General features: G+C 66.8%; 23 protein-coding genes. 19 read left to right on the top strand and 4 right to left on the bottom strand.

Annotated elements, in window-relative coordinates; all coding sequences use genetic code 11:
* Positions 1–57 precede the first annotated feature (57 nt).
* Entirely contained in the window at positions 58–1,035 is a 978-nt protein-coding gene (locus tag CFB43_RS27505; protein ID WP_089497370.1) for a helix-turn-helix domain-containing protein, read from the bottom strand.
* Positions 1,036–1,107: 72 nt separating this feature from the next.
* Here CFB43_RS27505 and CFB43_RS27500 point away from each other — a divergent pair, with 72 nt between their 5' ends.
* From CFB43_RS27500 to CFB43_RS27480, 5 genes are all read left to right on the top strand, one after another.
* Positions 1,108–1,497, top strand: coding sequence for a VOC family protein (locus CFB43_RS27500; protein WP_089497369.1), 390 nt, complete (start codon positions 1,108–1,110; stop codon positions 1,495–1,497).
* 110 nt (positions 1,498–1,607) lie between these two features.
* Positions 1,608–2,858: a DUF1479 domain-containing protein gene (locus tag CFB43_RS27495; protein ID WP_089497368.1), complete on the top strand. Its 1,251-nt coding sequence runs from the start codon at positions 1,608–1,610 to the stop codon at positions 2,856–2,858.
* A 209-nt stretch (positions 2,859–3,067) separates the two neighbouring features.
* Complete coding sequence (locus CFB43_RS27490; protein WP_089498164.1) at positions 3,068–3,826, top strand: dimethylarginine dimethylaminohydrolase family protein; 759 nt, start codon at positions 3,068–3,070, stop codon at positions 3,824–3,826.
* A gap of 98 nt (positions 3,827–3,924) precedes the next feature.
* Positions 3,925–4,389 (top strand): Lrp/AsnC family transcriptional regulator, encoded by a 465-nt coding sequence (locus CFB43_RS27485; protein ID WP_089427955.1) that lies wholly within the window; start codon positions 3,925–3,927, stop codon positions 4,387–4,389.
* 98 nt (positions 4,390–4,487) lie between these two features.
* Positions 4,488–6,020 (top strand): amino acid permease, encoded by a 1,533-nt coding sequence (locus CFB43_RS27480; protein ID WP_089497367.1) that lies wholly within the window; start codon positions 4,488–4,490, stop codon positions 6,018–6,020.
* Positions 6,021–6,187: 167 nt separating this feature from the next.
* On the opposite strand, the gene CFB43_RS27475 is transcribed toward CFB43_RS27480, so the two are convergent.
* A complete protein-coding gene (locus CFB43_RS27475; RefSeq protein ID WP_089497366.1) occupies positions 6,188–6,913 on the bottom strand; it encodes a glutathione S-transferase in 726 nt (241 codons plus the stop codon).
* 132 nt (positions 6,914–7,045) lie between these two features.
* Positions 7,046–7,369: a cupin domain-containing protein gene (locus CFB43_RS27470; protein ID WP_089497365.1), complete on the bottom strand. Its 324-nt coding sequence runs from the start codon at positions 7,367–7,369 to the stop codon at positions 7,046–7,048.
* 401 nt (positions 7,370–7,770) lie between these two features.
* On the opposite strand from CFB43_RS27470, the gene CFB43_RS27465 reads away from it, so the two are divergent.
* From CFB43_RS27465 to asd, 7 genes are all read left to right on the top strand, one after another.
* Positions 7,771–8,592, top strand: a complete 822-nt coding sequence (locus CFB43_RS27465) for a hypothetical protein (RefSeq protein WP_089498163.1) — start codon at positions 7,771–7,773, stop codon at positions 8,590–8,592.
* Between the two features lie 30 nt (positions 8,593–8,622).
* On the top strand, positions 8,623–9,372 hold the full coding sequence (locus CFB43_RS27460; RefSeq protein ID WP_089497364.1) for a Tat pathway signal protein: 750 nt from the start codon (positions 8,623–8,625) through the stop codon (positions 9,370–9,372).
* A gap of 285 nt (positions 9,373–9,657) precedes the next feature.
* Complete coding sequence (leuC, locus tag CFB43_RS27455) at positions 9,658–11,067, top strand: 3-isopropylmalate dehydratase large subunit (protein ID WP_089427948.1); 1,410 nt, start codon at positions 9,658–9,660, stop codon at positions 11,065–11,067.
* 3 nt (positions 11,068–11,070) lie between these two features.
* Entirely contained in the window at positions 11,071–11,217 is a 147-nt protein-coding gene (locus tag CFB43_RS27450; RefSeq protein ID WP_089474479.1) for an entericidin A/B family lipoprotein, read from the top strand.
* 68 nt (positions 11,218–11,285) lie between these two features.
* Positions 11,286–11,936, top strand: a complete 651-nt coding sequence (gene leuD / locus CFB43_RS27445; protein WP_089497363.1) for a 3-isopropylmalate dehydratase small subunit — start codon at positions 11,286–11,288, stop codon at positions 11,934–11,936.
* A 79-nt stretch (positions 11,937–12,015) separates the two neighbouring features.
* Positions 12,016–13,083: a 3-isopropylmalate dehydrogenase gene (leuB, locus tag CFB43_RS27440; protein WP_089497362.1), complete on the top strand. Its 1,068-nt coding sequence runs from the start codon at positions 12,016–12,018 to the stop codon at positions 13,081–13,083.
* Between the two features lie 298 nt (positions 13,084–13,381).
* Positions 13,382–14,503, top strand: coding sequence for an aspartate-semialdehyde dehydrogenase (gene asd / locus CFB43_RS27430; protein ID WP_069251145.1), 1,122 nt, complete (start codon positions 13,382–13,384; stop codon positions 14,501–14,503).
* Positions 14,504–14,607: 104 nt separating this feature from the next.
* On the opposite strand, the gene flgE is transcribed toward asd, so the two are convergent.
* Positions 14,608–15,852 (bottom strand): flagellar hook protein FlgE, encoded by a 1,245-nt coding sequence (gene flgE / locus CFB43_RS27425; protein WP_089462908.1) that lies wholly within the window; start codon positions 15,850–15,852, stop codon positions 14,608–14,610.
* Between the two features lie 857 nt (positions 15,853–16,709).
* Here flgE and CFB43_RS27420 point away from each other — a divergent pair.
* The 7 genes from CFB43_RS27420 (at position 16,710) to accD (ending at position 24,322) form a co-directional block, all read left to right on the top strand.
* Positions 16,710–18,908 carry a FimV/HubP family polar landmark protein gene (locus tag CFB43_RS27420; RefSeq protein WP_089497361.1) on the top strand — a complete coding sequence of 733 codons (2,199 nt, stop codon included), beginning with the start codon at positions 16,710–16,712 and terminating at the stop codon, positions 18,906–18,908.
* The gene (truA, locus tag CFB43_RS27415; RefSeq protein ID WP_179254913.1) at positions 18,908–19,720 is read left to right on the top strand and encodes a tRNA pseudouridine(38-40) synthase TruA; all 813 of its coding nucleotides are present in this window, start codon (positions 18,908–18,910) and stop codon (positions 19,718–19,720) included. The genes CFB43_RS27420 and truA overlap by 1 nt, the downstream gene beginning before the upstream one ends.
* A complete protein-coding gene (locus CFB43_RS27410; protein WP_089497359.1) occupies positions 19,717–20,418 on the top strand; it encodes a phosphoribosylanthranilate isomerase in 702 nt (233 codons plus the stop codon). Before truA ends, CFB43_RS27410 begins: the two co-directional genes overlap by 4 nt.
* Positions 20,419–20,473: 55 nt before the next feature.
* Positions 20,474–21,667: a tryptophan synthase subunit beta gene (gene trpB / locus CFB43_RS27405; RefSeq protein ID WP_089497358.1), complete on the top strand. Its 1,194-nt coding sequence runs from the start codon at positions 20,474–20,476 to the stop codon at positions 21,665–21,667.
* Positions 21,668–21,676: 9 nt separating this feature from the next.
* On the top strand, positions 21,677–22,528 hold the full coding sequence (locus CFB43_RS27400; protein WP_089497357.1) for a DNA-methyltransferase: 852 nt from the start codon (positions 21,677–21,679) through the stop codon (positions 22,526–22,528).
* 41 nt (positions 22,529–22,569) lie between these two features.
* Positions 22,570–23,385: a tryptophan synthase subunit alpha gene (trpA, locus tag CFB43_RS27395; RefSeq protein ID WP_089497356.1), complete on the top strand. Its 816-nt coding sequence runs from the start codon at positions 22,570–22,572 to the stop codon at positions 23,383–23,385.
* 64 nt (positions 23,386–23,449) lie between these two features.
* Positions 23,450–24,322, top strand: a complete 873-nt coding sequence (gene accD, locus CFB43_RS27390; RefSeq protein WP_089497355.1) for an acetyl-CoA carboxylase, carboxyltransferase subunit beta — start codon at positions 23,450–23,452, stop codon at positions 24,320–24,322.
* The last annotated feature ends 16 nt before the right edge of the window (positions 24,323–24,338 follow it).

The following is a 24,338-nucleotide window of genomic DNA, read 5'->3' as shown; positions in this document are numbered from 1 at the left end:
CGCGTCGGGCGATCGCAACGCCACGACACCCCGACGGGTCATCCTGTCGGGGTGTTTTCATTTGGGCGGCCGCGGTTCGCTCCGACCCGCGTGGCGTTCCAGCGACGGCGGGCGCGTGTCGAGTGCGGGCGCGTCGTGATCGGGCGCGTGGCCGTGCTGCACGAAGAATTGCCGGTATGCGCCCGGCGTCATCCCGCGTGCGGCAAGGAACTGCCGATTGAAGTTCGCGGCATTCGGAATGCCGCAGCGCGCGGCCACGGTCGCGATCGGCCAGTCGGTGCCGACGAGGTGACGGCACGCGTGCGCGAGCCGCAGCCGCTGCACGTAGCGGCCGACGCTTTCGCCGAGATGCCGGACGAACAGGCGCTGCAACGTGCGTTCGGACATGTGCGCGGTGGCGGCGAGTGCGTCGATGCGCAACGGCTCGTGGAAGTGCCGGTCGATCGCGTCGAGCACGCGGTCGAGGCGTTCGGCTTCGGGGGCGGCTGCGTCGGTTTGGCGTGTCGTGCCGTCGGTGCGCTCGTACGCGTGCGCGGTGGCGAGCGGTTCGCCGCCGGCTTCCGCGAGATCGGCGAGCGTGTCGAGCGCGGCCGCGAGCCGGGTGCGCGGCGACGGATCGAGCAACTGCGGCAGCCGCACGCGCATCGCGCGGGCTGCATCCGCGTCGAAGCGCAGGCCCGGTGCGGCACGCCGCAGCAGCGAGCGCAGCGGTGCGTATTCGGGGCAACAGTCGGCCAGACGCCGCGCCCAGTCGCCGTCGAACCAGATCACGAGCGCGACTTCAGGCGCGTCGCGATCGATGCGTGCATTCGACGACCACGTATGCGGCAGGTTGGGCGGCACGAGCACCAGGTCGTCGTCCGCGTAGTGCGCGACGTGATCGCCGATGAAGCGCCGGCCGCGGCTGTTGAGCGTCAACGTCAGTTCGTACTCGGGATGGCGATGCCATTCGAACGGGATGCGCGCGAGCTGGCGGTGATAGACGCGGATCGAACAGCCGGGGGCGAACGTCACGTGCTCGTACTGCGGTTTCATTGCGGCCTCCGGGGGAGCGCCGGCATCGCGCCGTGGCATGATCGTGAGCGATCGTCACGACGGAGCGATGCCATGTTTTCACATGTTTGCGTGGGGGTGGCCGACACCGCGCGCGCCTACGATTTCTACGCGCCGCTGTTCGCGGAACTCGGGCTGCGCCTGAAATTCCGCGAGCCGGACGGCTGGTCGGGCTGGATGCCGGCCGACACCGACCGGCCGCTGTTCTTCTTCGGCCACCCGCTCGACGGCCGCGCGCCCGAGCGGGGCAACGGCCACACGATCGCGTTCGTTGCGCCGACCCGCGCGCACGTCGATCGCTGCCACGCGCTCGCGCTACGCCACGGCGGCACTTGCGAAGGGCCGCCGGGCCTGCGGCCGGACTATCACCGCGACTACTACGGCGCCTATTTCCGCGATCCGGACGGCAACAAGCTGTGCGTGGTCTGCCATCGTCCGGCGTGACGCCCGGTTGTCAGGATTGTATCGATAGTTGGCCGGATAGTGGTAATCGCGACCGCGCGCCGGCCGTACGCTGACAGCACATCACGACACCTGTCAGCGAGGAGACCACGATGCAACTGACGATTGACGACCTGCCTGCCGCGATTCGCGACGCGAAACGGGCGCTGCGCGCCGACTTGCCCGGTTATGCGGCCACGTTCCGCGAACTGGAGGGCGAGATTGCGCGGCAGGTCGACGCGATTCGGCGTGCGCATGCGCATGGCCATGACGTGATTCCGGTGGTGCCGTTTGCGGACATCGCGAGAGGGAGCGTCGATCCGCATGCGGTTGCCGCGATCCGCACGCATGGCGCGGTCGTGATCCGTGGCGTATTCGATGCGCAGCAGGCGCGCGACTGGAACGACGAGATCGGTGCCTACCTGGACGCGAACCGCTTCGCCGACCGGCTGCACGCACGTGCCGAGGACCGCTATTTCGGCAACCTCGCGTCGGGCAAGCCGCAGATCTACGGCGTCTACTGGTCGAAGCCGCAGGTGGCTGCGCGCCAGTCGCCGGCCCTGACCCAGGCGCGCGTGTTCCTGAACCGCCTGTGGCGGCACGCGGACGGCGGGCGCACGCACTTCGATCCCGACCAGGTGCCGGCCTATGCGGACCGGATTCGTCGCCGCCCGCCCGGCTCGACGTCGCTCGGGCTGTCGCCGCATGTCGACGGCGGTTCCGTCGAACGCTGGCTCGGCGCGAATTTCCGCAAGGTCTACCGTCACGTGCTGGCCGGCCGCTGGCGCGATTACGATCCGTACGATGCGGCGTTCCGTCCCGACGTCGAGGAGATTCCGTCGCCGGCCGTGTGTTCGATGTTCCGCACGTTCCAGGGCTGGACCGCACTGACGCCGCAGGGGCCCGGCGACGGCACGCTGCAGTTGATCCCGGTGGCGAACGCGATGGCCTACGTCGTGCTGCGTGCGCTGCAGGACGACGTGGCCGACGACGACCTGTGCGGCGCGCGGCCGGGCCGCGCGCTGTCGATCCGGCCCGAATGGCACGCGCTGCTGCTCGACGCGCTGGTGCCGATCCCGCACATGGAGCCGGGCGATGCGGTGTTCTGGCACGGCGACGTCGTGCACGCGGTCGAGGATGCGCACCGCGGCAGCGGCGACAGCAACGTGATGTACATCGCGGCCGCTCCCGGTTGCGCGAAGAACGACGCATACCTGCAGCGCCAGCGCGCTGCGTTCCTGCGCGGCGAGAGCCCGCCCGATTTCCCGGCCGATCATTTCGAGGTCGAATTCGACGGGCGGGGCCGAGAGGGCGATCTCACGGCGCTCGGCCGTTCGCAGATGGGGTTCGGGGCGGGCGTGTAGCAAGCATGCCGCATGAGAAGGCGGCGGCTCGCCGGGCGGCGCACGGCAGGCTGCCGAATCGGCTGCGCGCCGCGCGCAATTCGACGCAATCGGCTGCCGGCGCAGCCGAAATCGACGCGAATTGCGCAATTTGGCTTCCGATAATGGTCCGGACACAACGCAGCCGCTCCGTGTGAAGCACGGATGTGGCGCTGACCATGGAGGAGTCGATGCAATTCACGCAAGCGATCGTTCGCCGCCCCGCGCCGTCCTGTGGCGCGGGCCTGACCACCGCCGAGCTCGGCGCACCCGATTACGACAAGACGCTCACCCAGTTCCACGCTTACTGCGAAGCGCTGCGCACGCTCGGCGTCGCGCTGACCGAACTGCCGCCGCTGGAGGCATTCCCCGATTCGCACTTCGTCGAGGACACCGCGGTCGTGACGCCGGAATTCGCGGTGATCACGCGCCCCGGTGCGCCGGCGCGGCGGGGCGAGACGGTGCACATCGAAGCGGCGCTGGCCGCGCATCGCGACCTGCTGCCGATGCAGGACGGCCGGCTCGACGGCGGTGACGTGATGCAGGTCGGCAAGCGCTTCTACATCGGCCTGACGGGCCGCACCGACGCCGAAGGCATCGCCGCGTTCGAGTCGCTCGTGTCGCGCTACGGCTACTCGGTCGTCGCGGTGCCGGTGGGCGCCGGCCTGCATCTCAAGTCGGTCGTCAACGCGCTCGGCGACGACACGCTGCTCGTCACCGAAGCGCTGGCCGCGCATCCGGCCTTCGCCAGCTATCGCCGGATCGCGATCTCGGCCGCCGACGAATACGCGGGCAACACGCTGCGCGTGAACGGCACGCTGATCACGCCAGCCGGCTACCCGCGCGTGCACGACAAGATCGCGTCGCTCGGGCTGCCGCTGCACGTGATCGATACGAGCGAGTTCCGCAAGATGGACGGCGGCCTGACCTGCCTGTCGCTGCGGTTCTAGCCGATTGGCGCGCGGCCGCTTCGGCCGGATAATGTGGCCCCCGCGCGGAACCGGAGACGTTCCGCGCACCAGCCACGACCCGACCGGAGCGAACGCGGATGACCGACAAGAAGATGCAGCTCGACAAGATCGATCTCCGGATCCTCGACATCCTGCGCACCGACGGGCGGATTTCCTACCGGAAGCTGTCGGAGCTCGTGAACCTCACGCCGCGGCCGTGCCAGGCGCGCGTGGAGCGGCTCGAGGCGCTCGGCGTGATCGAAGGGTACCGCGCGGTGATCAAGGCGCCGCGCGCGACCAAGCCGATCGTCGTGATCGCGCAGATCACGCTGGCCGACCACGGGCGTTCGCAGGCGCCGTTCGAGGACGAAATGCGGGCGAATCCGGCCGTGCTCGATTGCTGGCTCGTCAGCGGCACGTTCGATTTTCTCGTGCGGCTAGCGTGCGAGGATCTCGACGAGTACCGGCGGATCGCGAACCTGTGGCTGGAAAGCCCGCGGTTCCGGATCGAGAAGATCGTGACGACGGCCGAACTGCAGGCGATCAAGCGCAGCGTCGTGTGATGCGGCCGGGAAGGACCGGCTTCGACGCGAATGACCCGGCCTGACGATTTGCATTCCGAATCAAATCGTCGGGCCTGAATCCAATCAGGGTGAACACTATGGATGCTTTGCAAGCGGCAGCGGAGACGGCCGCACCGTCCGGGACGACGCTGAAACGCCGTCTGCAGGGCCGCCACATCGCGATGATCGCGATCGGCGGCTCGATCGGCACGGGGCTGTTCGTCGCGTCGGGGGCGTCGGTCGCGCAGGCGGGGCCGGGCGGGGCGATCGCCGCGTATATCGCGATCGGGCTGATGGTGTACTTCGTCGTCACGGGCCTCGGCGAGATGGCCGCGCTGATGCCGGTATCGGGCTCGTTCGCGATCTACGGCGAGAAGTACGTCGACGAAGGCTTCGGCGTCGCGCTCGGCTGGACCTACTGGTACAGCTGGGCCGTGACGATCGCGATCGAGCTGGTCGCCGCGCAGATCGTGATGCGCTACTGGTTTCCAACCCTGCCCGGCATCTGGTGGGGCGCGGGGTTCCTCGTGCTGATCTTCCTGCTGAATACGCTGTCGGTGCGCGGTTTCGGCGAATCGGAATACTGGTTCTCGCTGATCAAGGTCGTCACCGTGGTCGCGTTCATCGCGGCCGGGCTGCTGATTGCCGCCGGCCTGATCGGGAACGGGCATCCGGTCGGCTTGCGCAACTTCACGACGGGCGATGCGCCGTTCGTCGGCGGCGTGCACGCGATGATGAGCGTCGCGCTGATCGCGGGCTTCTCGTTTCTCGGCACCGAGCTGGTCGGGATCACGGCCGGCGAATCGGAAAACCCGCGCAAGACGATCCCGCGTGCGGTGAAGCAGATCTTCTGGCGGATCATGCTGTTCTACGTGTTCGCGATCTTCGTGATCGGGCTGCTGGTGCCGTACACGGACCCGAACCTGCTGAAGAGCGACGTGACCGACATCGGCGTGAGCCCGTTCACGCTGGTGTTCAGCCACGCGGGTTTCCGGCTCGCGGCCGGCGCGATGAATCTCGTGATCCTGACGGCCGTGCTGTCGGCCGGCAATTCCGGGACTTACGCGGCCACGCGGATGCTGTACAACCTCGCGGCGGAAGGGCGCGCACCGGCGATGTTCGCGACGCTGTCGCCGGGCGGCGTGCCGCGCAACGCGCTGTACGCGACGATGGCCGTCGGCGGGCTGTGCTTCCTCACGTCGCTGGCCAACAACCAGAGCATCTATCTGTGGCTGCTGAATACGGTCGGCATCACCGGCTTCATCGCGTGGCTCGGCATCGCGGTCTGCCATTACCGGTTCCGCAAGGGGTTCCTGAAGCAGGGCTACCGGCTCGATCAGCTGCCGTACCGCGCGAAATGGTTCCCGTTCGGGCCGCTGTTCGCGATCGCGATCTGCATCGTGATCTCGCTCGGGCAGGATTACCAGGCGTTCTTCGCGGCCCGCATCGACTGGATGGAAGTGCTGTCGATCTACGTGTGGATTCCGCTGTTCGTCGCGATCTGGTGGGCGTATCGCCGTGCGCGCAAGAGCCGGCTCGTGCGCTACGAGGAGATGGACATCGGGCCGTGGCTGACGCGTTCGGTCGAAGCCGTCGATGCAGCGACCACGCAGCACGGGCAGTCGCACTGACTGCCTGGTACGGAAAGCGCGATAACGGGAGCCGGCATGTTTTGTCCGGCCGGCTCCGATGCATGCGGCTGGCGCGCGGCGTCATCTGCACGAGACGCCGGTCGCCGCGTGAGCAGGGGGCATCCGCTGCCCTACATGAGGGAAGCGGCGCGGATGCCGTGCCTGCGTTACTTGTCCAGCTCCGGATAGTGCCGGAAGATGCCCATGTCGTTGAACGGGATGCGGCGTTCCGACTCGAGATAGAGCGCAACAGGCGTATGCAGTGCAACGCGGTCGTGCAGTGCAACCAGCGCCGCGATCTGCCGCTCCGCACGCTTCATCGCTTTCGGAAACGCGTAGCGCAGGCCCTCGATCAACTGGAACATCGACAGGTCCGCATAGCTGAGTGCGTTGCCGGCGAGGTAGCCGCTCTTGTGCGGATTCTGTGCGAGTACACGCTCGAAGTATCCGAGGAATTTCGGCAGCCGGTTTTCGAGGAAATCGGCGGCACGCTCGGCGGCTTCCGCCTGCTGATCCTCGTAGTAGAGGCCGCTTGCGATCGGATGGTGCGTGTCGTGGATCTCGGTGACGAAATCGGCGACGGTCAACTGAAGCTGGTGCACCCACAGCCGGCCGGCTTCGTCGGCGGGCGCGAGCCCCAGCCGCGCGCCGAGAAACAGCAGGATGTTCGCGGTTTGCCCGATGACGACGTCGCCGGCTTTCAGGAACGGCGGCGCGAACGGCACGCATTCCGCCTTCGAGCTGTCCATCATCCGCATCATTGCCGGCACGCCCATGCCGCGCCCCGATTCACGCGCGACGTCGACATAATCGGCTTCGGCCGCTTCGAGCGCGAGCCGCACGTACTCGCCCCGGCCCTGGATCTCGGGCCAGTAATACAGTTCGTATCGCATGCTGTCTTCCCGTTCGTTGAACCGGCTGCCGCCGGCATCGTGACGACCGGGCGGCCGCGCGTCGCGCGCCACCCGCTGCGAATAGACAGTCTAGGCGATCGCAGGAAAAGTGCCGCGTGCGTCGTACATGCGTTACGCGCCGCGCTCGCCGCCTTCGGGGCCGTAGAAGAACACCCACGTCGAGAAGTCGTCGGAGAAGCCGATGAAGCGGTGTTCCGCGTGTGCCGGGACGAACAGCACGTCGCCGGCCGCGACTTCGTATTCGCGTCCGGCGACGACGACGCGTGACGTGCCCGTGGCGATCGCGTAGACCTCGTCGCGCGTATGCGGCTTCTGCTTGTCCTCGATGCGCGGCCGGTACAGCTCGACGTCGAGCGTACCGTGGCGAAACAGCGTCGTGAACAGCGTGCCATCTTCGTCGAGGCGGGCGAGCGATTCGTTCAGGCCGAGCTTCATGGCGGGGGCTCCGGATCCGGATCGTGGGGGGCATGCGCGTTGCGCCATCGTATCTCGAAATCAGGAGCGCGATGTGCAGCGCCCGACGAGGCGGGCGAATCACGTCGCTCGCCACCGATGAAACGGTGGCCGCACATGCTCGCCATGGATGAAACGCGTGCGTCCATCGATGAAACAGCGTGACGATCGTCCGCATTCGATCGACAGGTTCACCGCGATTTAATAAACGCCCACTACGATCCCGCATCGTCGATCGACCGATGCGCAGCGATTCGATTCGAGCGTCGACCCTGCCATCCATCGCCCAACCGTGCGACGCAACAGGTTGTCATTCCCGTGAACCCGCGATTTGCAACGTCGTGATCGGCTGCTGGCGTTGCTCGCATCATTTCGTATTTCTCATGAATCGAACCCCGTCGGCTTCTTTACGCAGAAAATTCCTGGCTGCCGCACCCGCGGTTGCCGTGGCGCCGTTGTTGAGCGCTTGCGGTGGCGACGACGTCACGTCGGCGCCCGTCACCGATGAGGCGCTGGCCGCGCAAATGTCCGCGAAGCTCAACGCGCAGCTCGGTGATGCCGCGACGGTCAACGCGATCGTGCCTGCGCTGACCGATGTCGGCTTCACGTGGGACCTGCCGACGGTGCCGGCCGCGCAAATCGGCGCGATCGTCGCATACAGCTTCGGCAATCGCCCGAACGCGGCAAGCGGCAATACGTCGAGCACGGGCGGCAACCAGTCCGCGCTGCCCGATCCGGGGCCCGTCAACGAAGCGCTCGCGGACGCCGTCTACCGTATTCGGCAACTGAAGCCCGTCAAGGTCTACGCGCAGTGGGAGATTGCGCGCTTTCTCGTGTCGAAATACGGGATGGGCACCGACGTGCTGTCGTCGATCGAGCCCGTGATCGCGAGCGACGGCACGATCGTGTACCTCAGTACGGCGGGCGTGGCCGCAGAGGCCGTGTCGCGCGCGGGCGGCGCGGCTGCGATGGGCAGCGTCGCGGTGGTCGGTCATCGGGATCACGCGAAGCGCTGCATCCAGACCTCGCAACAGGCGGGCATGAAGGCGGCCGCGGTTGCCGAGGTGTCGTTGCCGACGCTTTACGACCCGCTGTCGGGCCAGCCGTGGACGCGTAACCGCAGCCTGTACCTCGTGCACGACATGTATGCGCAGATGCTCGGCCGTGCGATCGGCGCGACGATGCAGGCGTTCCCGAAGGGCTGACGCATTTTCTCTTTCCCGATTCCGATGACCATGAAGACCCGCCGCCATTTTCTCGCTTCCGTTTCCGCTTCCGCGCTGGCCGCGACCGGCGCCGCCGGTACGCCGGCTTTCGCGAGCGACGCGCCCGTTTCAGACGCCGAACTGCAACGCCAGATGCTCGGCAAGCTGACGAACGAACTGAACGACCGCGCTGCCGCCACCGACGAGACCGGCTACCTGTTCGAACCGTTTTTCTCGTGGCTGCCGCCGACCGTCCAGAACACGGCCATCAACACGATTGTCGCCCTCAGCTTCGGCAGTCGCGCCGCGGCGGTGCCGGGCCCGGTGAACGAGGCGATTGCCGACGCCGTGTTCCTGCTGCGCCAGACAGTTGCCGTGCGGATCTTCGCGCAGCAGGAAGTCGCGAGCGTGCTCGCGTCGAAATACGGGCTGACGGCCGGCGTGACGTCGATCGCGACCCCGGCCCTGGCCGCCGGCAGCCCGATCCCGACGCCAGACGGCGTCGCTGCCGCGATCGTCAAGCGGGCCGGCTCGGCTGCGGCACTCGGCAACGTCGGGGTCGTCACCCATACGGATCAGGCGTCGCTTGCCGTGCGCGTGTCGAACGCCGCGGGGATGCAGGCCGCGGTGCCGGCGGGCCTGGCGCTACCGTCGCTTTACGACGCGTCCGCGCAGATGCCGGCATTGCGGCGCCGCGATCTCTACCTGCTGAGCAACGTCGGCGTGCAACTGGGCATGCTGCGGCTCGACCTGATCAACCGCGAGTACCCGAACGGCTGACACTGCCGGGCGTTCGCGGAACATCTCCCGTTCATCGACCTCTTCCATTCCGGAACCGTCATGTCCTTTCGCGTGTCGCCGTGACATGCGCAGCGCGGTGGCGGCAGTGGCCACCGCGCCGTGGTGCCCGCGTTGCCGGGTAATGCTTATCCGGGTATCGCGTGTACCACCCAACCCACTGTTTTTATTCACTTTTTTCGTTATCGTGGTACTCCGTGGGCGGATTTTGCGTGGCATAATCGATCACATCCGCAAGGCTTGTAGTCACAACGACCCCGCATACCCATGGCACAGACTCTCTACGACAAACTGTGGAACACCCACGTGGTCCACACCGAGGAAGACGGCACGACCCTGCTCTACATCGACCGTCAGCTGCTGCATGAAGTCACGAGCCCGCAGGCGTTCGAAGGGCTGAAGATGGCGCAGCGTCCGGTGTGGCGCATCAGCGCGAACCTGGCCGTGTCGGACCACAACGTGCCGACCACCGATCGCAGCCACGGCATCGCCGATCCCGTCTCGAAGCTCCAGGTCGACACGCTCGACGCGAACTGCGATGCGTTCGGCATCACGCAGTTCAAGATGAACGACGTGCGCCAGGGCATCGTCCACATCATCGGGCCGGAACAGGGCGCGACGCTGCCGGGCATGACGATCGTGTGCGGCGATTCGCATACGTCGACGCACGGCGCGTTCGGTGCGCTCGCGCACGGCATCGGCACGTCGGAAGTCGAGCACGTGCTCGCCACCCAAACCCTGCTGCAGAAGAAGAGCAAGAACATGCTCGTGAAGGTCGAGGGCACGTTGCCGCGCGGCTGTACCGCGAAGGACATCGTGCTCGCGATCATCGGCAAGATCGGCACGGCCGGCGGCACGGGCTACGCGATCGAATTCGGCGGCTCGACGATCCGCGCGCTGACGATGGAAGGCCGCATGACCGTCTGCAACATGGCGATCGAGGCTGGCGCGCGCGCCGGCATGGTTGCGGTGGACGACACGACGATCGATTACCTGTTGGGCCGCCCGTTCGTGCCGACCGGCGCGGAATGGGACCAGGCCGTCGAATACTGGCGCCAGTTCAAGTCGGACGACGGCGCGCAGTTCGATCGCGTGGTCGAGCTGAACGCCGCCGAAATCGTCCCGCAGGTCACCTGGGGCACGTCGCCGGAAATGGTCACGTCGATTGACGGCCGCGTGCCCGATCCCGAGCGCGAGAAGGATCCGGTCAAGCGCGATGCGATGGAGCGTGCGCTGGCCTACATGGCGCTCGAGCCGAACACGCCGATCGAATCGATCAAGGTCGACAAGATCTTCATCGGCTCGTGCACGAACGCGCGAATCGAAGACATCCGCGCAGCCGCGTATGTCGTGAAGAAGCTGAACCGTCGCGTCGCGTCGAACGTGCGGCTCGCGATGGTCGTGCCGGGCTCGGGCCTCGTGAAGGCACAGGCCGAGCGCGAAGGGCTCGACAAGGTGTTCACGGACGCCGGCTTCGAATGGCGCGAGCCGGGCTGCTCGATGTGCCTCGCGATGAATGCCGACCGGCTCGAGCCGGGCGAGCGCTGCGCATCGACGTCGAACCGCAACTTCGAAGGCCGGCAGGGCGCGGGCGGTCGCACGCACCTCGTGAGCCCCGCGATGGCGGCGGCCGCGGCCATCGAAGGCCATTTCGTCGACATTCGCCAGCTGGGGTAACGCGTGACGGCATCGAAGATCATTGCGCGGCTGGTTGCCGCGCTGGCGCTCGCAGGGCTGGGCTTCGGCCTGGCGGGCTGCAATACCGTCCAGGGCTTCGGGCAGGACGTCAACGCTGCCGGCAGCGCGCTGAAGCGCGCCGCGGAGTGACGTCCCCCACCGAGAATTTGTCGATGTGCGCCGGCTGAACGCCGGCCCTTCAACCGGATAGACGGATCATGGAAAAATTCACAGTGCATACCGGCGTCGTGGCGCCGCTCGATCGCGAGAACGTCGACACCGACGCGATCATCCCGAAGCAGTTCCTGAAGTCGATCAAGCGCACGGGCTTCGGTCCGAACGCGTTCGACGAATGGCGTTATCTCGATCACGGCGAGCCGGGCCAGGACAACTCGAAGCGCCCGCTGAATCCCGACTTCGTGCTGAACCAGCCGCGCTACCAGGGCGCATCCGTGCTGCTCGCACGCAAGAACTTCGGCTGCGGCAGCTCGCGCGAGCATGCGCCGTGGGCGCTGCAACAGTACGGCTTCCGCGCGATCATCGCGCCGAGCTTCGCCGATATTTTCTTCAACAACTGCTACAAGAACGGCCTGCTGCCGATCGTGCTGGCCGAGCAGCAGGTCGATCACCTGTTCAACGAGACGGTCGCGTTCAACGGCTTCGAGGTGACGGTCGATCTCGACGCGCAGGTCGTCCGCACGGGCGACGGCCGCGAGTATCCGTTCGAGATCGCCGCGTTCCGCAAGTACTGCCTGCTGAACGGCTTCGACGACATCGGCCTCACGCTGCGCCACGCGGACAAGATCCGCCAGTTCGAGGCCGAGCGCCTCGTGAAGCAGCCGTGGCTCAACACCAAGCTGGTCGGCTGAGATCGCCTTTCGGGCGGGCGCGCCGGCGGCGCGTTCGCCGGCCTGCCTCCATAAAAACCTACCCAGTCAGGAATTTCGCATGAAGATTGCAGTGCTGCCCGGCGACGGCATCGGTCCGGAAATCGTCAATGAAGCGGTGAAGGTGCTGAACGCACTCGACGAGAAGTTCGAACTCGAACAGGCGCCGGTCGGCGGCGCGGGCTACGAGGCGAGCGGCCATCCGCTGCCCGACGCGACGCTGAAGCTCGCGAAGGACGCCGACGCGATCCTGTTCGGTGCCGTAGGCGACTGGAAGTACGACTCGCTCGAGCGCGCGCTGCGCCCCGAGCAGGCGATCCTCGGGCTGCGCAAGCACCTCGAGCTGTTCGCGAACTTCCGCCCGGCAATCTGCTATCCGCAGCTCGTCGATGCGTCGCCGCTGAAGCCCGAGCTGGTCGCGGGCCTCGACATCCTGATCGTGCGCGAACTGAACGGCGACATCTACTTCGGCCAGCCGCGCGGCGTGCGCGCCGCACCGGACGGCCTGTTCGCGGGCGAGCGCGAAGGCTTCGACACGATGCGCTATTCGGAACCGGAAGTGCGCCGCATCGCGCACGTCGCGTTCCAGGCGGCCCGCAAGCGCGCGAAGAAGCTGCTGTCGGTCGACAAGGCGAACGTGCTCGAGACGTCGCAGTTCTGGCGCGACATCATGATCGACGTGTCGAAGGAATACGCGGACGTCGAGCTGTCGCACATGTACGTCGACAACGCGGCGATGCAGCTCGCGAAGGCGCCCAAGCAGTTCGACGTGATCGTCACGGGCAACATGTTCGGCGACATCCTGTCGGATGAAGCGTCGATGCTGACGGGCTCGATCGGCATGCTGCCTTCGGCGTCGCTCGACAAGAACAACAAGGGCCTGTACGAACCGTCGCACGGTTCGGCGCCGGACATCGCGGGCAAGGGCATCGCGAACCCGCTCGCGACGATCCTGTCGGCCGCGATGATGCTGCGCTATTCGCTGAATCGCGCGGAGCAGGCCGATCGCATCGAGCGTGCGGTGAAAACGGTGCTCGAACAGGGCTACCGCACGGGCGATATCGCGACGCCGGGTTGCCAGCAGGTCGGCACGACGGCGATGGGCGACGCGGTGGTCGCGGCGCTGTAACGCGATCATGTAGAAAGGGCGCGAACAGGCCGCGAAATCGGCCGGTTCGCGTGCGGTTGGCCGTTGTGCGGGCCACCGGCTTTGTGTAGACTCGAACGATGGCGCATCTTTCCCTGATCTCCCCGGTCTTGAAACTCCACGGCAACACAGCCCGTGCGGGTGCGCGCGCCATCGTCATCACGAAAACCATTACCACGAAAACGATCATTAAACGCTGATCGTCCGTCGTGCCCGCCTATTTCCCCGCGCGGTCACACCGGGGACGGAATGGCGGGGAAGCTCCATCAAAGGGTTAGTCATGAACGTAGGTCTCGTAGGTTGGCGCGGCATGGTCGGTAGCGTCCTGATGCAGCGCATGCAGGAAGAGGGCGATTTCGACCTGATCGAACCGGTGTTTTTCAGCACCAGCAACACGGGCGGCAAAGCGCCGTCGTTCGCGAAAAACGAGACTACGCTCAAGGACGCGACCAACGTCGACGAGCTGAAGAAGTGCGACGTGATCATCACGTGCCAGGGCGGCGACTACACGAACGACGTGTTCCCGAAGCTGCGCGCGGCCGGCTGGAACGGTTACTGGATCGATGCGGCATCGTCGCTGCGGATGAAGGACGACGCGGTCATCATCCTCGATCCGGTCAACCTCGACGTGATCAAGGACGCGCTCGTCAAGGGCCAGAAGAACTTCATCGGCGGCAACTGCACGGTCAGCCTGATGCTGATGGCGCTCGGCGGCCTGTTCCGCGAGAACCTCGTCGACTGGATGACGGCGATGACCTACCAGGCCGCATCGGGCGCGGGCGCGCAGAACATGCGCGAACTGCTGGCGCAGATGGGCACGCTGAACGGCGCGGTTCAGGCGCAACTCGCCGATCCGGCTTCTGCGATCCTCGACATCGACCGCCGCGTGCTGGCCGCGATGAACAGCGACGCGATGCCGACGAGCAACTTCGGCGTGCCGCTCGCCGGTTCGCTGATTCCGTGGATCGACAAGGATCTCGGCAACGGGATGTCGAAGGAAGAGTGGAAGGGCGGCGCGGAAACCAACAAGATCCTCGGCAAGCCGGCGATGGGCGAGCCGGGTTCGATTCCGGTCGACGGCCTGTGCGTGCGAATCGGCGCCATGCGCTGCCACTCGCAGGCGCTGACGATCAAGCTGAACAAGGACGTGCCGCTCGACGAGATCAACGGCATTCTCGCATCGGCGAACGACTGGGTGAAGGTCGTGCCGAACGAGCGTGAAGCGTCGATGCGCGACCTGTCGCCGGCGAACGTCACGGGCACGCTGACGGTGCCGGTCGGCCGCCTGCGCAAGCTCGCGATGGGCGGTGAATACCTGTCGGCGTTCACGGTCGGCGACCAGCTGCTGTGGGGCGCGGCCGAGCCGCTGCGCCGCATGCTGCGCATCCTGCTCGACAAGTAGGTGGCGTGTCCGGCCCGCGATGCGCGGGCCGCGGTGCACGAGATTGCGCGCCGCGTCTGCCTTGACGATATCAAGGCGGGCGCGGCGCGTTTTTCATGTGCGGGTCAGCGCATGTTCAGGAGCGTCTGGTCGACGGCCTGCTGCGTCTTGATCGTCTGCGCATTCGCCTGGTAATCGCGCTGCGCCTTGATCAGGTTGACGAGCTCGGTCGTCAGGTTGACGTTCGAGTTTTCCAGCGCGCTTCCCTGCAGCGTGCCGTGGTTCGTGCTGCCCGGCGCGGAGATCTGCGGCACGCCCGACGCGGTGGTTTCCACATACTGGTTGCCGCCGATGTTCTCGAGCCCGTTCGGGTTGTTGAAGTTCGCGAGCGCGATCAGGCCGAGCACCGCGCTCTGGCCGTTCGAGTAATTGCCGGTGAGCTTGCCGTCGGTGCCGATCGAGAACGTCGTCAGCGTGCCGCTCGCGAAGCCATCCTGTGCGAGGTTGTTCACGCCGCTTTTCCCGCCGAACTGCGTCGTGCCGGTCAGGTCGAGCGTCAGGTTTTGCGGATTGGCGCCGCCCGACGCGTTGGGGATCGAGAACGCGAACTGGCCGAGGCTCGGCGTCGGCTGGCCGGTTGCGGCCGACGTCGTCGAGCTGATCCGGCCCGATGCGTCGAACGTGACGGTGCCGAGATTCGTCGGCGTCTGGCCCTGCACGCCCGCGTAGGCCTGCCAGGTACCTGCCGCGTTCTTCGCGAAATACATCGACACCTGTTGCGAGCCACCGAGCGTGTCGTACACCTGGATCGACGAATTGTAGTTGTACGTGGTGTTGTCGCCCGCGTTGAACGGTGTCTTGGCCGGCACCTTGTCCTGCGAATTCAGGTTGAACTGGCCGGTGATCTTCGTCGTTGCCTGCGGCGCGATGTTGGTGGTCGGCGCTTGCAGCGGCACGGTCGCCGCGGTGTTGATCGCGCCGCCCGGCCCTGCCGCATAGCCCATCAGGTTGCGGTTCTGCGCGTCGACGATGGCGCCGCTCTTGTCGCGGTGGAATACACCGTCGCGCGAGTACGTCGTCACGCCGTTGTTCGACATCTGGAAGAAGCCGTTGCCGTTGATCGCGATGTCGAGCGACGACTTCGTCGAGTTGATCGTCCCCTGGCCGAATTGTTGCTGCACCGACGTGAGTCGCGTGCCGATGCCGATCTGCGTGTTGGTCGACGTCGCGACCGAGTTCGCGTACATGTCGGCGAAGTTCGCGCGCCCCTGCTTGTAGCCAACCGTGTTTGCGTTCGCGATGTTGTTGCCGATCACGTCGAGATGGTTCGCCGCGCCGGCCAACCCGCTCAAGCCTTGTTGATAGCCCATGTTCGATCCCCGTAACGAGCTGGTGAGTAAATGCAGTCGTGCGACTGCGCGATGCCTCCCTGACATCTCACGGCGTCAGTCAGGCCGACCGCGTTCCGCTGTTCCGGCGGGTGCGGGCGCGATGGTCGAACTGCGCCGATTCTTGTTTGAGGACGATCCTAGCGACGGCAATTATTTGATCTGTGTAATTTTGTGTAATGAAATTGAATTGTTGTCGAAATGATCGATTTCGTATGAGCAATGAAGCTGGGGCGAGGCGGTAGAGCCTTGTGGGGCGGGGGTTTGGCGGCGAGGGTGTTCAATTCGACGATCAGAGAGGGGAATTGGCCTCTTATCGATCAATTGAAATTCATTTGAATGGGGTGATGGCCGACTGGATTTATTTTGATTGGCGCTTGTTAATCCATTAACGGCAAGCAACGCGAATTATTGAGCAAACGCACCTGATTCCCCGGTCGTGGTTACGTGTCGGCCCCCGGGTTGTGCGAACCGCATCGTTGAGTGAGCAAAGGCATGCGGGATGCGTTCGGCATGCGATGCGGCCGGATGGCTTTGCATCTGGGCATCTGAGCGAGGCGCACTTCCGGTCGATCGGGGGCGCCGGCCGCAGCGTGCGCAACCGGATACCCCACGCGGCCCGATCACGGGGCGCACCGACGCGCGCACGCAATCGGTTGCACCTGTCGGCGATGAATTCGGCCCGAACCTGATCACGTGAAGTAAACTACGCGGTTACGACGCACAGACCCGCCGAAAGCGTCGCGTTCCACGCGACGCTTTTGCATTTCTGCGGCAACTTTATTGACGCTTTCAACCGCGAATCCGAGCCGCGCCCGCGCGCGGCGATAGAGCCAACGATGTCCCGAATTTCCTTGTTTCCGCGGCAGTCCCGTCTGTCGCGCGCCGTGCGTGGCGCGCTGGCGATCCTGGCGCTCGGCGCAACCGCATCGGCCTGGGCGGCCGGCACCGGCGAACTGCCGGCGTCCGCTGCCGACGGCGCGGCCCCGCTTACCGTGACGGTCCAGCCGGGCCAGTCGCTGAACGACATCGCGAAGGCGGCCACGCAGTCGCGCGATCCCGGGGTGCTCGCACGCGCCGGCCGCGCGCTGTTCGACGCCAATCCGCAGGCGTTCATGAAGCGCGACGCGAGCCGCCTGAAAGTCGGCGCGACGCTGACCGTGCCGGCGCTCGATGCGACAGGCGCGGCAGTCGTCCCGGCCGCTGCATCCGCTGCATCCGCTGCATCCGGTGCATCCGGTGCGGCGGCAGCGTCCGCACCCGCAGCCGCATCGGGCGGCACGGCAGTCGCGCAGCATGGTGCGTCCGCACCGCATCCGGGGTCGACCGTGCAATCCGCGCCGGTGGCGCCGGCCGTGCATGCGGCACCTGTCAGCGGTGCGAGCGTCGCGGCGGCCGCCGGTGCGTCGGCATCGATCGGTGCTTCGGCTGCGCACGGCGCATCGGCTGTCGAAAGCATGCAGCCGGCGGCACCCGTTGCCGGTGCAAGCGGTCCGCATGTGTGGAGCGGCACGATCCAGTCGGTGCCGTCGTCCGCGAGCGGGGCTGTGATCCCGCCTGCGTCGGGCAGCCAGGTTCCGGGCATGAACGAACCGGCTGGCGCGGCACCGGTCACGGGCGCGTCGCAGCCGCGGCCGTCGAGCCTGCAGCAACTGCTGGCGCTGAAGAACCGCGTGCTGATGGAATTGCAGAAGCACGGTATCGGCAAGCCGGCCACGACGAACGAGGTCAAGCCGGCGTCGGCGCCGGCGCCGGCACCTGTCGCGCCGCGTCCGGCCGCGAGCGATGCGGGCGCGTCCGCGGTTGCGGCTGCGTCAGCGACCGGCGAAGCGGCATCCGGCGTTGCTGCCAGCGCAGTGCCGCCGGCATCGGTATCGGCGCCCGCGCAGCCGGCCGCGCCGGTAGTGGCGCCTGCACGTAGTCACGAGCAGATGGACTGGCGTCCGGCCGCGGTGGCCGGTGCGGCCGTGATCGTCCTCGCCGCAGGTTTCGCGTGGCGCAAGCGCAGGAAGAGCCGCCGCACGGACGATGCGGGGGCGGACACGGTGGCGGCCGCTACGGCAGCGGGCGGTGTCACGGCTGCCGCTGCCACTGCGCAAGCCGAAGCGGCGCCTTTTGTCGAACCTGAACTGCCGATTCGGCCCGAGATGCCGGTCGCGCGTGATGCCGCTTCCGACTTGAACCTTGCCGCGGCGACTGCCGCCGCGGCGGAGCCGGTCGAGACACCGGATGCGGATCTGTCGCCGTCGTCGAATGTGGCGAAGCCGCATGTCGAGCAGCCCGAATTGCCGACCGCACACGCGGCAGTGCCGGCCGCGAGCGAGACGGCTCCGGTTTCGCACGATGCCGAGCCGATCGAAAAGGTTGCGGCCGAAAAGCCGGTCGAAACGTCGTCAGCGACGCCGATCGAGACGTCGGTGGAGCCACGGGTAGCGACGCCGGTGGAGACGCCGGCCGCACCCGCGGCCACCGAAGCGCAGCATGCGGCGCTGATGCAGAACGCGATCAGCGCGCTCAGCAGCCTCGACATGCCGCTGCCGCCGCGCACGCCGGACGAGCCGTCGCTGGCGGCGGATGAGCCGGCTGCGCAAGCAGGGCAGTCCGACATCGATAAAATCGCAACTAACGGTCAAGTCGCCCAGCGTCTCCCGTTTGGCTCGATCGATCCGGCCCCGGAACATCCGGCCGACCAGGACGACGAGTTCGATTGGGATCCGGACGCAGCGACGCCGGCGAGCCAGGCGGGCAGCCCGTTCGCGACGTCGTCGCTGCCGCCGCTAGGCGGCGCGCAGTTCGGCGCGCTGAAGCTCGATTTCGATCTCGACCTGCCGTCCGCGCCGGGGGCTGCGTTGCCGGCGCTGACGCCGGACGAACTCGCCCGCATCGCGCGCAACAAGCTCGACCTCGCGTCCGAGTATGTCGAGCTGGGCGACCTGTCCGGCGCGCGGACGCTGCTGCAGGAAGTGGTCGACGCGAACGACGCCGCGACGCGCGACGATGCGCGCGCGCTGCTCGCGAAACTGGCGGACGAGGCGTGATGCGGATCGCGCTCGGCATTCAGTACGACGGCGCGGCGTTCTGCGGCTGGCAGGCGCAGCCGCACGGCAAGACCGTGCAGGATCGGCTCGAGCGCGCACTGGCCGAGTTCGCGCGCGTGCCGCTGCATACGACGGTGGCCGGGCGGACCGATACGGGCGTGCACGGGCTCGGGCAGGTCGTGCACTTCGATACCGACCTCGATCGGGAGGTTTTTTCGTGGGTGCGCGGCACCAACGCGTTCCTGCCGCCGACCGTGGCGGTGCAATGGGCGAAGCCGATGCCCGACACGTTCCACGCGCGTTTCTCGGCGTTCGAGCGCACCTATTACTACACGCTGTACGTGCATCCCGTGCGCTCGCCGATGCTGGCGGGGCGCGCGGGCTGGATCCATACGCCGCTCGACGACGACGCGATGCGCGCCGCCGCCGCGCACCTGATCGGCGAGCATGACTTCTCGTCGTTCCGGTCGTCGGAATGTCAGTCGAAGACGCCGGTCAAACACCTGTATCAGATCGACGTGCGGCGCGTGGGCCATTTCATCCATTTCCGGTTCCGCGCCAACGCGTTCCTGCACCATATGGTGCGCAACCTGATGGGCTGCCTCGTCGCGGTCGGTCGCGGCCGCTATCCGGCCGACTGGCTCGCCGATGTGCTGGCCGGGCGCGATCGCAAGCTTGCGGCGCCCACGTTCATGGCCGACGGGCTGTACCTCGCCCACGTCGGCTACCCGGCGGAATTCGCCGTCCCGCCCGCGCAGCTCGGCAGTGTGCCGTGGAGCAGCGTCTGGGCCGATCTGGACCCGCAATCATGACGGATCACGCCGTGTCTTCCTCGATTCCCGCCGCGGCCGGCCTGCCGCCGCGCACGCGCATCAAGCTGTGCGGGCTGTCGAAGCCCGAGGACGTGCTGCATGCGGCCGCGCTCGGCGCCGATGCGATCGGCCTCGTGTTCTATCCGAAGAGCCCCCGCGCGGTGTCGATCGCGGAGGCGGCGGAGCTGGCGCGCCTCGCGCCGCCGTTCGTGTCGGTGGTCGGGCTGTTCGTGAACGCGACCGAGGCCGAGATCGAGGCCGTCGTGCGCGACGTGCCGCTCACGCTGCTGCAGTTCCATGGCGACGAGACGCCCGAGCAGTGCGACGCACTTGGCCGCGCGGCACGCCTGCCGTGGCTGCGTGCGGTGCGCGTAGGCCCCTCGACGCAATCGGCCGATTTGGTAGAATCGGGGCTTCATTATTCGAAAGCGCGCGGCCTCCTGTTCGACACCCTGGTGCCGGATTACGGTGGTAGCGGCAAGGTCTTCGATTGGTCTCTTATTCCCGCAGAGCTCGCGCATCGGGCCGTTTTGAGTGGTGGCTTGAGCGCGCAAAACGTCGGTGATGCGATTCGCCAGTTGCGCCCGTTTGCTGTCGATGTCTCGAGTGGCATCGAAGTGGAGGGCGCGAAGGGCGTGAAGGATCACGCCCGGATGGCGGCGTTCGTACGCGCGGTGCGCGAAGCGGACGCCGGGTGATGCAAGCCGGTGCGGCCCGACAAGCGGGGCGCGCCGACCGATCGAGAGAGACACCATGTACAACCTTCCTGATGATCGCGGCCACTTCGGCCCGTATGGCGGCACGTTCGTCGCCGAGACGCTGATTCACGCGCTGGACGAACTGCGCGCGGCGTATGAAAAATTCCAGAACGATCCCGATTTCGTCGCCGAATTCGAGCGCGAGCTGAAGCATTTCGTCGGCCGCCCGTCGCCGATCTATCATGCGCAACGCTGGAGCGAGACGCTCGGCGGCGCGCAGATCTACCTGAAGCGCGAAGACCTGAACCACACCGGCGCGCACAAGATCAACAACGTGATCGGCCAGGCGCTGCTCGCGAAGCGCATGGGCAAGAAGCGCGTGATCGCCGAGACGGGCGCCGGCCAGCACGGCGTCGCGACCGCGACGATCTGCGCGCGCTTCGGGATGGAGTGCGTCGTCTACATGGGTTCGGAAGACGTGCGCCGCCAGGCCGCGAACGTCTACCGGATGAAGCTGCTCGGCGCGACGGTCGTGCCGGTCGAGTCGGGTTCGCGCACGCTGAAGGACGCGCTGAATGAAGCGATGCGCGACTGGGTCACGAACATCGAGAGCACGTTCTACATCATCGGCACGGTCGCGGGCCCCCACCCGTACCCGATGATGGTGCGCGACTTCCAGCGCGTGATCGGCGACGAGTGCAAGGTGCAGATGCCCGAGCTCGCCGGCCGGCAGCCTGACGCGGTGATCGCCTGCGTGGGCGGCGGTTCGAACGCAATGGGCATCTTCTATCCGTACATCGACGACACCTCGGTGCAGCTGATCGGCGTCGAAGCGGCCGGCGACGGCCTCGACACGGGCCATCACGCGGCGTCGCTGATCGCCGGCAGCCCGGGCGTGCTGCACGGCAACCGGACCTACCTGCTGCAAGACGACAACGGCCAGATCATCGAGACGCATTCGGTGTCGGCGGGCCTCGACTATCCGGGCGTCGGCCCCGAGCACGCGTGGCTGAAGGACAGCGGCCGTGCGCAGTACGTCGGCATCACCGACGAGGAAGCGCTGAAGGCGTTCCACGACTGCTGCCGGATCGAGGGGATCATTCCCGCGCTCGAGTCGAGCCACGCGATCGCGTATGGCGTGAAGCTCGCACCGACGTTGCCGCAGGACAAGATCCTGCTCGTCAACCTGTCGGGCCGCGGCGACAAGGACATGCATACGGTCGCCGAGCGATCGGGCATCGAGCTCTGACCCCGACCGATGCGTGACCTGATCGAAGAACCGGGCGGCGGTGCCGCGAGCGAGGCGGGGGCGGTTCAGCCCGCCGCTGCCGAGCCGCGCGCGCTGCCGTCCGGTATCGAACTGCATAACCGCGATTTCCTGACCCATGCCATGCACCTGCCGGACGCGTCGATCGACCTGATCGTCGCCGATCCGCCGTACGGGCTCGGCAAGGACTACGGCAACGACTCGGACAAGCGTTCGGGCGACGACTTTCTCGCATGGACGCGCGAGTGGCTCGAGCTCGCGATTCCGAAGCTGAAGCCGAGCGGGTCGATGTACATCTTCTGCACGTGGCAGTACGCGCCGGAAATCTTCAGCTTTCTGAAGACGCAGCTCACGATGGTCAACGAGATCATCTGGGACCGGCGCGTGCCGAGCATGGGCGGCACGACGCGCCGTTTCACGTCGGTGCACGACAACATCGGCTTTTTCGCGGTTTCCAGGGCGTATTACTTCGATCTCGATCCGGTCCGCATCCCGTACGACGCCGACACGAAGAAGGCCCGCTCGCGCAAGCTGTTCGAAGGCAGCAAGTGGCTGGAGATGGGCTACAACCCGAAGGACGTCTGGTCGGTCTCGCGCCTGCATCGGCAGCACGCGGAGCGCGTCGATCATCCGACCCAGAAGCCGCTGGAAATCATCGAGCGGATGGTGCTCGCAAGCTGCCCGCCGGGCGGCCGCGTGCTCGATCCGTTCATGGGCAGCGGCACGACCGCGGTGGCCTGCGCACGGCAGGGGCGCGACTTCGTCGGCTACGAGATCAACGAAAGCTATTGTGCGATCGCGCACGAGCGCGTGAACGCGCTCGCTGCGCCGGCGTGCGCGTGAATCGCGCCGCCGCATCGCCGACCGCATTTAGGAAAATTGCCATGTCCCGTATTCAGCAGACCTTCGCCGCGCTCGCCGAACAAGGCCGTAAGGGCCTGATCCCGTTCATCACGGCCGGCGACCCGGATCCGGCCAAAACCGTCGAATTCATGCACGCGCTCGCCGAAGGCGGCGCGGACGTGATCGAGCTCGGCGTGCCGTTCTCGGACCCGATGGCCGACGGCCCCGTGATCCAGCGTTCGTCGGAACGCGCGCTCGCGCGCGGCGTCACGCTCAAGAGCGTGCTCGCCGACGTGAAGCGCTTTCGCGAAACCGACCCCAAAACCCCCGTCGTGCTGATGGGCTATGCGAACCCGATCGAGCGGATGGGCGTCGACGCGTTCGCGGCCGAAGCACAGGCGGCCGGGGTCGACGGCGTGCTCGTCGTCGACTATCCGCCGGAAGAGGCGGGCGTGTTCGCCGAGAAAATGCGCGCCGCGCAGATCGATCCGATCTTCCTGCTCGCGCCCACGTCGACCGATGAACGCATCACCGACGTCGGCAAGATCGCGAGCGGCTACGTGTATTACGTGTCGCTCAAGGGCGTGACCGGTGCAGGAAATCTGGATGTTTCGAGCATTGCGGGTAAAATCCCGGCCATCAAGTCGCGCGTGCCGGTTCCGGTCGGCGTCGGCTTCGGGATCCGCGACGCCGAAACGGCGCGCGCGGTGGCCGAGGTGTCGGACGCCGTCGTGATCGGCAGCCGCCTCGTGCAGCTGCTCGAAAGCGCTGCGCCGGAGGGTGCCGCCGCCGCGCTGAAGACGTTCATCGCCGAGCTGCGTGCCGCCCTGGACGGCGCGGGCAAGGCGGCGCGATAAACACAACACAGGAAGCGGGAACGGGCCGGTTGGCCCGCCCCGCCACGGAACAGGAAACCATACGATGAGCTGGCTCGACAAACTGTTGCCGCCGAAGATCAAGCAGACCGACCCGAAAAGCCGCAAGGGCATTCCGGAAGGCCTGTGGGTCAAATGCCCGTCCTGCGAGGCCGTGCTGTATCGCAACGACGTGGACGCGAACCTGCACGTGTGCCCGAAGTGCGATCACCACATGCGCATCGGTGCGCGTGAGCGCCTCGACGGGCTGCTCGATCCGGAAGGCCGCTACGAGATCGGCCAGGAAATCGTGCCGGTCGACACGCTGAAGTTCAAGGACAGCCGCAAGTACCCCGATCGTCTGAAGGAAGCGATGGACGACACGGGCGAGACCGACGCGATGGTCGTGATGGGCGGTGCGATTCACACGCTGCCGGTGGTCGCGGCCTGCTTCGAGTTCTCGTTCATGGGCGGCTCGATGGGCTCGGTGGTGGGCGAGCGCTTCGTACGCGGCGCGCAGAACGCGCTGGAACAGCAAGTGCCGTTCATCTGCTTCACCGCTTCGGGCGGTGCGCGGATGCAGGAAAGCCTGCTGTCGCTGATGCAGATGGCGAAAACCACCGCGATGCTGACCAAGCTGTCGGAAGCGAAGCTGCCGTTCATTTCGGTGCTGACCGACCCGACGATGGGCGGCGTGTCGGCGAGCTTTGCGTTCCTCGGCGACGTCGTGATCGCCGAACCGAAGGCGCTGATCGGCTTCGCCGGCCCGCGCGTGATCGAGCAGACGGTCCGCGAGAAGCTGCCGGAAGGCTTCCAGCGCGCCGAATTCCTGCTGAAGACGGGCGCGATCGACATGATCGTCGACCGCCGCAAGCTGCGCGACGAGATCGCGCAGCTGCTCGCGCTGCTGCAGCGGCAACCGGCCGACGCGCTGGCCTGACCGGCGCGAGGTTGTG

Source organism: Burkholderia sp. AU15512 (assembly GCF_002223325.1).
Classification (GTDB): domain Bacteria; phylum Pseudomonadota; class Gammaproteobacteria; order Burkholderiales; family Burkholderiaceae; genus Burkholderia.
The sequence above is the reverse complement of the archived record's forward strand: the minus strand, read 5'-3'. Positions and strand labels throughout refer to the sequence as shown.

Coding starts and splice junctions, on each gene's coding strand:
- CFB43_RS27505 (WP_089497370.1), bottom strand. CDS start 1,035: ATGAAACCGCAGTACGAGCACGTGACGTTCGCCCCCGGCTGTTCGATC.
- CFB43_RS27500 (WP_089497369.1), top strand. CDS start 1,108: ATGTTTTCACATGTTTGCGTGGGGGTGGCCGACACCGCGCGCGCCTAC.
- CFB43_RS27495 (WP_089497368.1), top strand. CDS start 1,608: ATGCAACTGACGATTGACGACCTGCCTGCCGCGATTCGCGACGCGAAA.
- CFB43_RS27490 (WP_089498164.1), top strand. CDS start 3,068: ATGCAATTCACGCAAGCGATCGTTCGCCGCCCCGCGCCGTCCTGTGGC.
- CFB43_RS27485 (WP_089427955.1), top strand. CDS start 3,925: ATGACCGACAAGAAGATGCAGCTCGACAAGATCGATCTCCGGATCCTC.
- CFB43_RS27480 (WP_089497367.1), top strand. CDS start 4,488: ATGGATGCTTTGCAAGCGGCAGCGGAGACGGCCGCACCGTCCGGGACG.
- CFB43_RS27475 (WP_089497366.1), bottom strand. CDS start 6,913: ATGCGATACGAACTGTATTACTGGCCCGAGATCCAGGGCCGGGGCGAG.
- CFB43_RS27470 (WP_089497365.1), bottom strand. CDS start 7,369: ATGAAGCTCGGCCTGAACGAATCGCTCGCCCGCCTCGACGAAGATGGC.
- CFB43_RS27465 (WP_089498163.1), top strand. CDS start 7,771: ATGAATCGAACCCCGTCGGCTTCTTTACGCAGAAAATTCCTGGCTGCC.
- CFB43_RS27460 (WP_089497364.1), top strand. CDS start 8,623: ATGAAGACCCGCCGCCATTTTCTCGCTTCCGTTTCCGCTTCCGCGCTG.
- leuC (WP_089427948.1), top strand. CDS start 9,658: ATGGCACAGACTCTCTACGACAAACTGTGGAACACCCACGTGGTCCAC.
- leuD (WP_089497363.1), top strand. CDS start 11,286: ATGGAAAAATTCACAGTGCATACCGGCGTCGTGGCGCCGCTCGATCGC.
- leuB (WP_089497362.1), top strand. CDS start 12,016: ATGAAGATTGCAGTGCTGCCCGGCGACGGCATCGGTCCGGAAATCGTC.
- asd (WP_069251145.1), top strand. CDS start 13,382: ATGAACGTAGGTCTCGTAGGTTGGCGCGGCATGGTCGGTAGCGTCCTG.
- flgE (WP_089462908.1), bottom strand. CDS start 15,852: ATGGGCTATCAACAAGGCTTGAGCGGGTTGGCCGGCGCGGCGAACCAT.
- CFB43_RS27420 (WP_089497361.1), top strand. CDS start 16,710: ATGTCCCGAATTTCCTTGTTTCCGCGGCAGTCCCGTCTGTCGCGCGCC.
- truA (WP_179254913.1), top strand. CDS start 18,908: ATGCGGATCGCGCTCGGCATTCAGTACGACGGCGCGGCGTTCTGCGGC.
- CFB43_RS27410 (WP_089497359.1), top strand. CDS start 19,717: ATGACGGATCACGCCGTGTCTTCCTCGATTCCCGCCGCGGCCGGCCTG.
- trpB (WP_089497358.1), top strand. CDS start 20,474: ATGTACAACCTTCCTGATGATCGCGGCCACTTCGGCCCGTATGGCGGC.
- CFB43_RS27400 (WP_089497357.1), top strand. CDS start 21,677: ATGCGTGACCTGATCGAAGAACCGGGCGGCGGTGCCGCGAGCGAGGCG.
- trpA (WP_089497356.1), top strand. CDS start 22,570: ATGTCCCGTATTCAGCAGACCTTCGCCGCGCTCGCCGAACAAGGCCGT.
- accD (WP_089497355.1), top strand. CDS start 23,450: ATGAGCTGGCTCGACAAACTGTTGCCGCCGAAGATCAAGCAGACCGAC.